Source organism: Novosphingobium decolorationis, assembly GCF_018417475.1.
Taxonomy (GTDB): Bacteria; Pseudomonadota; Alphaproteobacteria; order Sphingomonadales; family Sphingomonadaceae; genus Novosphingobium; species Novosphingobium decolorationis.
Genome location: NZ_CP054856.1, coordinates 3,653,679 through 3,664,636 on the forward strand (window position 1 = coordinate 3,653,679; position 10,958 = coordinate 3,664,636).

Below are 10,958 nucleotides of genomic sequence, written 5' to 3' on the forward strand. Positions count from 1 at the left end.
CAACTCTGCTGCGCTGCATCTATTAGATAGCGCTATCATTTTGCGATGCGGCAAAACTATAGGTACGAATGCTGACGATTGCCGCGCCGTGGCGCTGGCTACTATCACCGGTGAAATACCCGCGCAACACAAAATGATGACCGCTAACATTTGTCGGTGCAGTGTTGCGCGAACGCGTCACGGTGCGCGCTTCCTATTGGAAAAACGCTTGGAAATCTCCGATTTGGGTGAACTGATCGCTTAGCGAGTACCCTCGTTCAGGGCCCGTGCGATCGCCGCTGCTGCGATGGGGGCCATGACGTCATAGCCCGCCGCGCTGGGATGGATGCCGTCCTTCGTGAATTCCCGTTTCAGCAGGCCCTTGTCGGTCTTCATCGCCGGGGCGTAATCGGCAAAGGCGTAGCCGCGAGCGGCGGCAAGCTGGCGCAGGTGGGCGTTGATCGCGCGCAACTGGGCGGGCTTGCGTTCGGCCTCCACCCACTGCGCCTCGGGCGTGTTGGTCACCGGCAGGATCGAGCAGAGCACGACCTGGATGCCGTGGCGCTCGGCAATGTCGGCCATCGCGGTGATGTTGCTGACGATGCCCTCGGTGGTCTCCATCTGGAGCATGCCCGAGACATCGTTGACGCCGCCCAGGATGACCACGGCGCGGGGCTTCAGGGCGACGACGTCCTGCTCGAAGCGGACCAGCATCTGTGCGGTGACCTGCGCGCTGATGCCCCGATTCACATAGGGCTTGCCCGGGAAGAAGCGTTCGAGGTTCCACAGGTCGGTGATCGAATCGCCCATGAAGACGACACGCTGTTCACCTGGCGCAGGCGGTGCGAGCTTCGCGTTGGCGGGCGCGTAGAGATAGCGCTCACCGAAGTCGCGCATCATGGACGGTACGAGCTTGTTGCGGAACGGGCCGGCCCAGGGCCCCCAGTCGCGGGTCTCTTCGATGGTGCGGCGTTCCGGGCTCGACTGGTAGGGCGCGGGCGCGTTCGCTGCGATCAGGAGGGCCGCTCCGGCGAGTAGGAGGCCAAGGCGTTTCATGCCGCGAAGACTCCGTGGCGCTGGCCGTAGGCGTAGAACAGGTCGGGCCAGGCGTGGGCGGGCGTGGCGGGATCGAGGCGGACCCCGAAGCCGTGGCCGCCCTTGTCGAAGCCGTGGAACTCGCACGGGCGCTGCTGCGCCAGCATCGCCGAGTACATCGCGAGCGAATTCTGGATCGGCACGAGGCCATCGTCGCTCGCCGCGGTCAGGAAGACCGGCGGGGTCTGTGCGTCGACGCGGTTCTCGACCGAGGCGTATTCGGCATCGCTGGCGGGCGCGCCTTGCCCCAGCAGATTGTCGCGCGACCCGGCGTGGGTGAAAGGCTCGGCCAGCGAAATGACCGGGTAGATGAGTCCGGCAAGGTCGGGGCGGGCCGAGACCTCGTCGATCGCGTCGAGCGGCGCATAGGTCTCTTCGGCAAAGCGCGTGGCAAGGCTGCCGCCCAGATGGCCGCCTGCCGAAAAGCCGAGCACGGCCAGCCGCTTGGGATCAAGCGCGAACTCGCTGGCGCGTGCGCGGATGATCCGCATTGCGCGCTGCGCGTCCTGCAAGGGCACGAGGGCGCGCTTGGCCCAGCCCTCTGCGGGAAGGCGGTAGGAGAGGATGAAGCAGGTGACGCCGCGCTGGGTCAGCCAGCGGGCCTGCTCCTCGCCCTCGTTGTCCCAGGCAAGGAAGCCGTAGCCGCCACCCGGGATCAGCAGCACCGCCGAACCATTGCGGTAGGCGGGCTGGCGCACCTCGAGCCAGGGCGTGCCGACGCCGGTGACGATGCGCTCATCGAAGCTGGGGTCCGTGCTCCCTTGCGCGACCTTGCGTTCGGGCAGGCGGGCAGGGGCCCCGGGCGCCTTGCCCGGCCAGAGCGGGATCGTCGGGCCAGAGGTGGTGATTGCCGTGGGGCCCGCATGCGCGGGGCGGCTGCGCGCGGTGGCCGCAACGCCCAGCGCGGCGAGGCCGCCGAGCAGGGCCCGGCGCGAGGTGGCGTGGGAAGCGGTCATCGCGCGTAACCTCCTTATTCGGGGCAGACGGTTCCGGCCGGGTCGGTGGCGATGCGCATGTCCGAGATCGAGACCGCGAAGGGCGCCTTGGCCTTGAGCGCGAAGGGCTTGGTGATGCCGCCCAGATACGTGCCGTGCTGGCCAAAGCACTTCAGCGAGATCTTGAGCGAGGACCATGTGCCCGGTTGCGCCAACGCTTCGTCGATGCGCACCGTGCCCGAACCCAGCGAGAGTGTGACGGGGGCCGTCGGCGCGGTGTCGAGGCGGTAGATCACCTCGACGTTCATGTCCGCATTCGCCTCGCGGTCGAGCTTGAGGTTGGGGCCGTCGATGCGCATCTGGCCCTCGCCCGTCCAGTCAAGCCGGATCGCGCCTTCCTGCCGGTCGGCGCTGTCGACCAGGCGCTGCGAAACCGCGCCGTCGAGGCCCATCGTGAAGGGCTTCGCAAGAATGCCGTCGGCGATGTAGGTGCTGGTGTTGGTCGCGCTGGCGTCGATCCCGGGCTCTTCGCCAAGGGCGGGCACGTGGGCGCTCTTCGCATAGCTCAGGCCATAGCCGAGCGCGAACAGCGGGTCGTAGTCCGCATTGCCCTGGTTGAGGCGGAACTGGTCGGCGCGCTTGGGCCAGCTGAAGGAGAGGGCGCCGGTGAAGTCGGTCGCACCGCCCACCAGAACATCGGCCACGCCTGCGCCTTCCGAACCGGGATACCAGGCCGCGACAAAGGCGTCGGACTGGTTGATCTCGGGGTTTACCCATAGCGGGCGGCCCGAAAGGAAGACCGAGACGGTCGGGATCCCGGCCGCTTTCAGCTTGGTAAGGAGCGCGAGAGCCTTCTTGTCGCCGGGCTGGAATTCGAGGCTGCGGATGTCGCCGCGAAGCTCCGCGTAAGGTTCTTCGCCGAAGACGACAATGGCGACGTCGGGCTTCTGCGAGAAGCTGCCGTCGACAGAAAGGGTGGCCGTGCCGCCGCCCGCTTCGAGCGCCTGCTCGATACCGGCGTAGATCGAGGTTGCACCCGGGAAATCGGCGTTGGTGTTGCCATCGCCCTGCCAGGAAAGCGTCCACCCGCCCGACTGGCGGCCGATGTCGTCGGCCGCATCGCCCGCGACGAGGACGTTGGCGCTCGACTTGATCGGCAGCACGCCCTCGTTCTTGAGGAGGACGAGGCTCTCACGCACGGCGCGCCGGGCAATTGCACGGTGCTCGGGCGCACCCATCACGTCCTGCCACTTGGCCTCGTAGGGGCGGGCCGCGTCGAACAGGCCGAGCTTGAACTTGATGCGCAGGATGCGGCGCACGGCATCGTCGATGCGCGCCATCGGGATGGTGCCGTCCTCGGCGTGCTTGAGGGTCGAGTTGAACAGGCCCTTCCAGCTGTCGGGCGCCATTGCCATGTCGAGCCCGGCGTTGAAGGTGTCGGGGCAATCGGTGTTGGTGCAGCCGGGGATCTGGCCATGGCCGTTCCAGTCCCCCACGACGAAGCCGTCGAAGCCCATGCGGCCCTTGAGGACATCGGTGAGCAGGGCCTTGTTGCCGTGCATCTTGATCCCGTTCCAGCTCTGGAACGAGGCCATGACGGTCATCGTGCCGGCATCGACGGCGGGGGGGTAGCCCGCATCGTGGATGCGGATGAGGGTGTCCTCGTCGACCTGGGTGTCGCCCTGGTCGATGCCCTCGGTGGTGCCGCCATCGCCCAGGAAGTGCTTGACGCTGGCCGAGACGCGGCCCGCCTGGACGGTGTTGGGTGTGCCGGGCGCGCCCTGCAGGCCCTCGATCATCGGCGCGGCGTAGGCGGCGACGAGCGCGGGGTTCTCCGAGTAACCTTCGTAGGCGCGGCCCCAGCGGTCGTCCTGCGGCACGGCGAGCGTCGGGCCAAAGGCCCAGTGGATGCCGCTCGCGGCGGTTTCGGCGGCGGTGGCCCGGCCGATCTCGCGCATCAATTCGGGGTCGTGCATCGCGCCAAGGCCGCTGTTGTGCGGGAAGAGCGTGGCGCCCACGACATTGGAATTGCCGTGAACGGCATCGATGCCGAAGATGATGGGAATGGCGACGTGGCCCTTGCGCTTCTCCAGCGCGACCGCATCGAAGGCGTGGCTGGTGGCGATCCAGGGCTCGGCGGGCGAGCGGTCGGGCGCGCCGATCGGGGGCGAGTTGCCGCCCGCGAGGATCGAGCCGAGCGGATATTCGCGCAGGTCCTCAGGCGTGATCGCGGCGGTGTCGGCCTGGATCATCTGGCCGACCTTCTCGCGCAGAGACATCTGAGCCATGAGCTTGGTGATCTTCGCCTCGATCGCGGGATCGATGAAATCGGGGCTCTTGGCGGCGGGCCACTTGTCCGGGTGCACCGGAGTGGGCGCGGGGGCCTCGTCGCCCAGGGCAGGCTGGGCCAGCGCGAGCGCCGCGCAGGAACTGAGCGCAAACGCCTGCGCGATGCGGTTGAAACGCCTCATGTCATCCTCATCCAGAAATTCTTCGCGGGAACCGTAGGGCATGCAGAATGATTGCGCTACCATTTTTCGCTGACGTGAAATTTTTGGCATCCTCCAGGCTACGCCTTTGCCTTTGGCGAAGTCCTGCTAAAGTCGGCCTATGGCAGATAGTGAGCGCAAACGCCGGTCCCCGCGATCGCGGCAGACGGGAGCCCCAACGATTGCAGATGTGGCCGCGATGGCGGGCGTCTCGATGATGACCGTTTCGCGCGTGATCAATGCCGAGCCCAAAGTGCGCCAGTCCACGCGCGACACCGTGAACGAGGCCATCGCCAAGCTCAATTACGCCCCCAACCGGGCTGCGCGCAGCCTTGCGGGCGCCTCGCAGATCCGCATCGGCCTGCTCTATTCCAACCCGTCCGAGGCGTTCCTTTCGGCCTTCATCGTCGGTAGCCTGGAAGAGGCTGGCCGGCTCGACGTGCAGATCGTCATCCAGAAGGTGGAAGAGGGCGAGGAACTGGCCGCGGCGGTCGAGCGCATGGTGGCAGGCGGCGTGGACGGCGTGATCCTGCCCCCGCCGATCTGCGAATCCGAGGAAGTGCTGGGCGTTCTGCGCCAGTCCGACATCCCGACCGTGGCCGTCGCCACGCCCAAGGAGCAGGACGGTATCGCCACGATCCTGATCGACGATGCGAGCGCGGCGCGCGAGATGACCGCGCACCTCGCGTCGCTGGGGCATGAGCGGATCGGCTTCATCCTCGGCCATCCCGACCTGGCGGCCAGCAAGGACCGCCATGAAGGCTACCGGCAGGGGCTGGCCGATGCGGGCTATGCCTATGACGAGGCGCTCGTCGCGCAGGGCTTCTTTACCTACCGCTCCGGGCTCGATGCGGCTGAGCAGCTGCTGGCGCAGGACAACCCGCCCACTGCGATCTTTGCCAGCAACGACGACATGGCGGCCGCGGCCGTCGCGGTCGCGCACCGGCGCGGGCTCGACGTGCCCGGCGATCTCACTGTCTGCGGGTTCGACGATGTGGCGATGGCGACGACGATCTGGCCCGAACTCACCACGATCCACCAGCCCATCGCGGCGATGAGCCGCCAGGCCGTCGAGCTCCTCGCGACGTTCCTGCGCAACAAGCGCAGCGCCGAAGTGGGCGAGCAGCGCATCATGGTCGATTACGAGCTCGTCCGTCGCCAGTCCGACGCGGCCCCGCGCCGCCGTCCGGCAACGCGGGTACCCGCGACGGTCTGAGCCCTCTCAGGCCGAGCGGATCGTCATTTCAAGAGCGCGCGTCGCGCCCGGCTCGAGCGGGGCGGGGGCGTCGCGGTTGACGGCGTCGGGCATGGTCGTTTGCGGTTCGGCGCAGAAGAAGTCGGCGCCTTGCGGAACGAAGAGGTGGAGATAGGGCGTGCCCGCGCTTTCGAGCACGAGGTCGCCGTCGCGCCGGGCGATGCGCACGGTGCCGTCCCATCCGGTGTAGCAGTTGTCGACCAGATGCGGTAGCTCGAGCGGGGAGGGCGTGCTCCAGTCGCCAAGGGCGTCGGGCGCGGTGTGCTCGGTCGGGAGCATCTCGGCATCGCCCAGCCACAGGCCCTTGGCCCCAAAGGAGATCGCGGTGACGTCCTCGCGCGCGAACCAGGGATGGAAGCCCAGGCCCGCAGGCATCGCGCGTGCATCGGTGTTGGTGATCGCGAGGCGCGCGGTGAGCCCTTGTGCGCTCAGGCACAGCGTTTGGGTAAGCGCAAAGGACCAGGGCCAGTCGGCATCGGCCGTATGCGCGTGAACCAGCGTGACCGAGTCCCCCCGGCTATCACGCACCATCCATTCGCCCAGCCAGGTCGTGCCGTGGATCGGATGCGCAATAGCTGGATGGTTGGGGGTGAGCGAGAAGGTCTCGCCCTCCCAGTCAAAACGGCCGTGCGCGATCCGGTTGGCGTAGGGTGCGAGCGGAAAGCAGGCGCTTTCCAGCGGCTCTGCGCTGCCCTCGGGCATGGGGCGCAGGATGTCCGCGCCCCGCCGGGTCAGCGCGCGGATCAGGCCGCCCGCTGCCGGATCCAGCGTCAGGGCCCAGTCGCCCGAGGCAATGCGCATCCTTACATGTCCTCGAGTTCGCGGCCGCGCGTTTCGATCACGGTGGCGCGCACGAAGAAGAACGAGACGAGGGCGGCCAGCGCATAGAGCACGTACGTGACCGAGAGGCCGGGCGTCTTGGCCAGCGTCGGGAAGCTGACCGAGATCACCGCGTTCGCGATCCACTGCGCAAAGCCGGCCACGGCGAGTGCCGAACCGCGGATCTGGTTGGGGAACATCTCACCCAGCATCACCCACATGACAGGGCCCCAGCTGACGTTGAAGAAGACAACGTAGGCGTTGGCCGAAATGAGCGCGATCAGCCCTGCATGGCCCGGCAGGCTCACGGTCCCGTCAGCGGCGGTGACGGCGGTCGAGAAGGCCCAGGCGACCACGCCCAGCGTCACGGTCATGCCCGCCGAGCCGATCAGCAGCAGGGGCTTGCGGCCCAGGCGATCAATGAAGGCGATGGCGATGAGGCAGGCGCCGATCGAGAGCGCGCCCGAGATTATGTTGATCTGGAGCGCGGAATCCTCGGTGAAGCCGACTGCCTGCCACAGCGTTGCGCCGTAGTAGAAGACGACGTTGATGCCCACGAGCTGCTGGAACACGGCGATGCCGATGCCCACCCACAGGATCGGGCGGATCTTGCCCGTCGCCTTGTCGACGAGGTCGGAGAGCTTGGGCTGGTGATGGTCGGCGGCGAGCGAGGCTTCGATCTCGGCGACCTTGCGCTGCGCGGTGGCGGCACCGAAGAGGCGGGTCAGCACCTCGCGGGCTTCCTCGATGCGGCCCTGCGCGACAAGGTAGCGCGGGCTCTCGGGAATGCCCAGGAGCGCGAGGAAATAGATCAGCGCGGGGATTGCCTGGAGCCAGAACATCCAGCGCCATGCCGGGAAGTCGAGCCAGAGCGTGGCGGTCGAACCACCGGCCCAGCGCGCCAGCACGAAGTTGGCGAGGAAGGCGCCGGTAAGGCCGGTGATGATCATTACCTGCTGCACACTGGAGAGGCGTCCGCGCACTTCGGCGGGCGTCATCTCGGAGATGTAGACCGGCGAGGTGACGCTCGCCGCGCCGACCCCGAGCCCGCCGATGATGCGCGCGATGATGAAGATGGCCGAGGACCCTGCCGCGCCGGCCAGAAGCGCGGAAACGAGGAACAGCCCGGCGGCCAGCATCATCGTGCCGCGCCGCCCGATACGGTCGGACAGGCGCCCTGCGATGAAGGCGCCGAACGAGGAGCCGACAAGGATCGCGCCGACATTGATGCCGATGCCCAGGCTGCCCAGGTCAAAGGCCGCCTCGAGCCCGTTCTGCGTGCCGTTGATGACGCCCGAATCGTAGCCGAACATGAACCCGCCGATGGTCGCCACGGCGACGACGAGCGCCACCAGGCGGGTGTTGATCTCAACCCTGTCCATTCCAGTAATCCTTTCCCAGCGGACCGCCGCACGTCTTGGGGGCGGCGTGCGGCCCGCGCGCAAATCAGGTGTTGGCGCTGCGTGGAGGCGCCGCGGGTACATCGACCCGGAAGGTAAAGAGGTCGCCCGCCTGCGGCTGTGCGGCCAGTTCGGCTTCGCCCAGGCCCTGGCGCGCGGTCGTGGCGTAGGCGGTCCGCCCGTCCGGGCCGCCCAGCGTGATCTTGGTGACGTTGCTGACCGGGAAGCGGACCTCGTGGGTCAGCGTGCCGTCGGGCGCGAAGCGGCGCGCCGCCGCGCCGCCGAAGAAGCCCTGCCAGATGCCGCCTTCTGCATCGCAGATCGCGCCGTCGGGATGGCCCCAGTCGTCGCGATCGGGCGTGGTGAAGTCGAGGAAAAGTTCGCCGTCACCCGCCGTGCCGTCGGCCTGGATGGCGTGGCGGTAGACCCGGCGCCCGATGGTGTCGACGTGGTAGAGCCAGCTGCCGCACGGCGAGATCGCGGGGCCGTTGGTGATGGTGGTCGCCGGAATTCCGGCCTCGCGCACGTCCCCCTTGTCGAGGACGAAGACGACACCGGTTTCGCTCTCTTCCAGATTGTCCATCGAGCCGAACCATACGCGCCCCTCGGCATCGATGGCCGCATCGTTCAGGCGGTTGTCGGGCAGGTCGGTGTGGACCTGTGCAATCTGGGTGAGGGTACCGCTCTCGGGATCGAGGCGGTGCGGGCCCGACTGGAGGCCGACGATGAGGCCGTCGTGTGCGCTCGGCAGGACCCAGCCCACATGCTCGGGCGTCGCCCAGCGGGTGAGCGCGTGGGTCTCGGGATCAACCTTGAAGACGGTGTTGCCCTTGATGTCGACGAACCACAGCGCACCGTCGATCCAGCAGGGGCCTTCGCCCAGGTGCGCACCGACTTTCAGGAAATGGTCTGCCTGCATCGCTCTCACTCTCTCGTCCTTGTGTTCTTTATAGGCTCGAAGGGACCGGATCAGCGCCAGCCGGCGTCGATCCAGTAATCGTGGCCGGTACACATACGGGCCCCGTGCGAGCTGAGGAAGAGGACAAGTGCGGCGACGTCATCGGGCATGATGCGGCCCGAAAGGCATTGCGCAGCCACGATTTCCGCTTCGCCTTCGGGGCTGTACCACTTTTCCTGGCGCGGCGTCTTCACGTTGCCCGGGACCACCGTGTTGACGCGGATGTTGTCGCGGCCAAGGTCGCGTGCGAGGCTGCGGGTCATGCCCGAGATCGCGGCCTTGGCGGTCTGGTAGAGAACGAGGTCAGGCAGGCCCAGGTGCCAGGAGATCGAACCGAAGTTGATGATCGCGCCGCCACCGGCGGCCTTCATCGCGGGGATGACGGCCTGGGCCGCGAAGAACTGGTGGCGCAGGTTCACGTTCATGCGCTCTTCCCAGAACTCCGGGGTCACGTCGGCGACAGCATGGCGGTCATCGTTCGCGGCGTTGTTGACGAGCACATCGACGCCGCCCAGCTGCGCAACGAGATCCGCCATCGTTGCCTGGACCGCGCCGATGTCGGTGAGGTCGAGGTGGTGGTAGATCGGCGCATGGCGGGCATCGCGTGCCAGTTCGCGGGCCAGTTCCTCCCCGGCCTCGTCCTGGATATCGACGAAGGCGACCTGCGCCCCTTGCGCCACGAACGCCTTGACGAGGCCCTCGCCGATGCCGCTCGCGCCGCCCGAGACGATGACCTTCGCGTCCTGGAGTTCGGGATAGATAGCGCTCACGCCATCGGTGGAAGCCTTGCTCAGCATCGTGTCCTGCTCGCCCACGTCTATTCTCGTTCTTTTGGTTGGTTGGTTTTCAAAGAAGCCCGCGCTTGGCGAGATTCTGGAAGAGGTCGGAAAGGCCGAAGGTCCAGGGTGCGACCTCGGCCGAAGTCCGGACGGTGTTGGTCAGCGTGCCCAGGCGCGCGCTCGAGATGGTGACCGTGTCGCCCACCTTGTGCGTGAAGCCCTTGCCCGGCTCGTCGCGGTCCTGCGTGGGGGCAAACAGCGTGCCGCAGAACAGCACGAGGCCGTCCGGGTACTGGTGCTCGCTCATCGCCTGGCCCAGCAGATCCTCTGGGTCGCGGCTGATCTCGCGCATCGTCGAGTGGCCTTCGAGGCGGTAGCCGTCGGTGCCCTCGATGGTCATGGCGACATCCGCGCTGCGCACGTCCTCGATGGTGTAGCCATCGTCGAAGAGGCGGATGAAGGGACCCAGCGAACAGCTGGCGTTGTTGTCCTTGGCCTTGCCCAGGAGCAGCGCCGAGCGGCCCTCGAAGTCACGCAGGTTGACGTCGTTGCCAAGCGTCGCGCCCACGGCCTTGCCGTCGGGGCCGGCCACCATCACCACTTCGGGTTCGGGGTTGTTCCAGCTGGAATCCGAGCGCACGCCGATGTCCGCGTCCTGGCCCACAGTCGCCAGCACCGGGCACTTGGTGAAGACTTCCGCGTCCGGCCCGATGGCGACTTCGAGGTACTGCGACCACAGGTCCTCGCCGATCAGCGTCTGCTTGAGCGCGTCGGCCTCGGGCGAGCCGGGGACGGTGGTGCGGACCGAGCCGCCCAGCGCATCCTCGATCTTGCCGCGCAGCTCCTGCGCCTTGCGGTAGTCGCCGCGGGCGCGCTCCTCGATCACGCGCTCGAGCGCGGAAACGGCGAAGGTCACGCCGCAGGCCTTCACGCACTGCAGGTCGATCGGGCTGAGCAGCGTGGCCTCGTCCAGAACCTCGATTCCGCCCAGTTCCAGGCCGCCTTCGCGCACGTTCTGCGCGATGAGGTCGGCGACGGTCGGCGCGACCTTGGCCATGTCGAAGACACGTCCGTCGCGAATCAGAATGGGTGTGGGGCCTTCGCTGGTCTCGATACGGCCAAGAAACGTGCCGGAGCGCCAGTCTTCGGGCAGGCCCCTGTTAAGGGCCGGTATATTTTTCATCAGTGCTATTCCCCTCCGCAGGTGTTAGCGTTATCTATGACAACCACGACAGCGTCAAGACGCGAC

Annotated in this window: 10 protein-coding genes; 1 reads left to right on the forward strand and 9 read right to left on the reverse strand. The window is 67.3% G+C overall.

Features of this window, described 5'->3' with window-relative positions; all coding sequences use genetic code 11:
• Positions 1–22 precede the first annotated feature (22 nt).
• Genes HT578_RS16990 through HT578_RS17005 form a run of 4 tightly spaced genes read right to left on the reverse strand, consistent with a single transcriptional unit; the run spans position 23 to position 4,480 of the window.
• The gene (locus HT578_RS16990; RefSeq protein ID WP_213500807.1) at positions 23–181 is read right to left on the reverse strand and encodes a hypothetical protein; all 159 of its coding nucleotides are present in this window, start codon (positions 179–181) and stop codon (positions 23–25) included.
• A gap of 59 nt (positions 182–240) precedes the next feature.
• Positions 241–1,035 carry a GDSL-type esterase/lipase family protein gene (locus tag HT578_RS16995; RefSeq protein WP_213500808.1) on the reverse strand — a complete coding sequence of 265 codons (795 nt, stop codon included), beginning with the start codon at positions 1,033–1,035 and terminating at the stop codon, positions 241–243.
• Positions 1,032–2,030 (reverse strand): alpha/beta hydrolase, encoded by a 999-nt coding sequence (locus HT578_RS17000; RefSeq protein ID WP_213500809.1) that lies wholly within the window; start codon positions 2,028–2,030, stop codon positions 1,032–1,034. Before HT578_RS17000 ends, HT578_RS16995 begins: the two co-directional genes overlap by 4 nt.
• 14 nt (positions 2,031–2,044) lie before the next feature.
• On the reverse strand, positions 2,045–4,480 hold the full coding sequence (locus HT578_RS17005; RefSeq protein ID WP_213500810.1) for a glycoside hydrolase family 3 protein: 2,436 nt from the start codon (positions 4,478–4,480) through the stop codon (positions 2,045–2,047).
• Positions 4,481–4,619: 139 nt separating this feature from the next.
• On the opposite strand from HT578_RS17005, the gene HT578_RS17010 reads away from it, so the two are divergent.
• Entirely contained in the window at positions 4,620–5,714 is a 1,095-nt protein-coding gene (locus tag HT578_RS17010; RefSeq protein ID WP_084591938.1) for a LacI family DNA-binding transcriptional regulator, read from the forward strand.
• A gap of 6 nt (positions 5,715–5,720) precedes the next feature.
• On the opposite strand, the gene HT578_RS17015 is transcribed toward HT578_RS17010, so the two are convergent.
• From HT578_RS17015 to HT578_RS17035, 5 genes are all read right to left on the reverse strand, one after another.
• Complete coding sequence (locus HT578_RS17015) at positions 5,721–6,554, reverse strand: aldose 1-epimerase (RefSeq protein WP_213500811.1); 834 nt, start codon at positions 6,552–6,554, stop codon at positions 5,721–5,723.
• A gap of 2 nt (positions 6,555–6,556) precedes the next feature.
• Positions 6,557–7,954, reverse strand: a complete 1,398-nt coding sequence (locus HT578_RS17020; RefSeq protein ID WP_039388826.1) for a sugar porter family MFS transporter — start codon at positions 7,952–7,954, stop codon at positions 6,557–6,559.
• A 64-nt stretch (positions 7,955–8,018) separates the two neighbouring features.
• Positions 8,019–8,891 (reverse strand): SMP-30/gluconolactonase/LRE family protein, encoded by an 873-nt coding sequence (locus tag HT578_RS17025; protein WP_213500812.1) that lies wholly within the window; start codon positions 8,889–8,891, stop codon positions 8,019–8,021.
• 50 nt (positions 8,892–8,941) lie between these two features.
• Positions 8,942–9,727 carry a D-xylose 1-dehydrogenase gene (gene xylB / locus HT578_RS17030; RefSeq protein ID WP_039391693.1) on the reverse strand — a complete coding sequence of 262 codons (786 nt, stop codon included), beginning with the start codon at positions 9,725–9,727 and terminating at the stop codon, positions 8,942–8,944.
• 49 nt (positions 9,728–9,776) lie between these two features.
• Positions 9,777–10,892, reverse strand: coding sequence for a fumarylacetoacetate hydrolase family protein (locus HT578_RS17035; protein WP_213500813.1), 1,116 nt, complete (start codon positions 10,890–10,892; stop codon positions 9,777–9,779).
• Positions 10,893–10,958 lie beyond the last annotated feature (66 nt).

Excerpts from the sequence above, each read along its gene's own strand:
- HT578_RS16995 (WP_213500808.1), bottom strand. The coding sequence starts at position 1,035 with ATGAAACGCCTTGGCCTCCTACTCGCCGGAGCGGCCCTCCTGATCGCA.
- HT578_RS17000 (WP_213500809.1), bottom strand. The coding sequence starts at position 2,030 with ATGACCGCTTCCCACGCCACCTCGCGCCGGGCCCTGCTCGGCGGCCTC.
- HT578_RS17005 (WP_213500810.1), bottom strand. The coding sequence starts at position 4,480 with ATGAGGCGTTTCAACCGCATCGCGCAGGCGTTTGCGCTCAGTTCCTGC.
- HT578_RS17010 (WP_084591938.1), top strand. The coding sequence starts at position 4,620 with ATGGCAGATAGTGAGCGCAAACGCCGGTCCCCGCGATCGCGGCAGACG.
- HT578_RS17015 (WP_213500811.1), bottom strand. The coding sequence starts at position 6,554 with ATGCGCATTGCCTCGGGCGACTGGGCCCTGACGCTGGATCCGGCAGCG.
- HT578_RS17020 (WP_039388826.1), bottom strand. The coding sequence starts at position 7,954 with ATGGACAGGGTTGAGATCAACACCCGCCTGGTGGCGCTCGTCGTCGCC.
- HT578_RS17025 (WP_213500812.1), bottom strand. The coding sequence starts at position 8,891 with ATGCAGGCAGACCATTTCCTGAAAGTCGGTGCGCACCTGGGCGAAGGC.
- xylB (WP_039391693.1), bottom strand. The coding sequence starts at position 9,727 with ATGCTGAGCAAGGCTTCCACCGATGGCGTGAGCGCTATCTATCCCGAA.
- HT578_RS17035 (WP_213500813.1), bottom strand. The coding sequence starts at position 10,892 with ATGAAAAATATACCGGCCCTTAACAGGGGCCTGCCCGAAGACTGGCGC.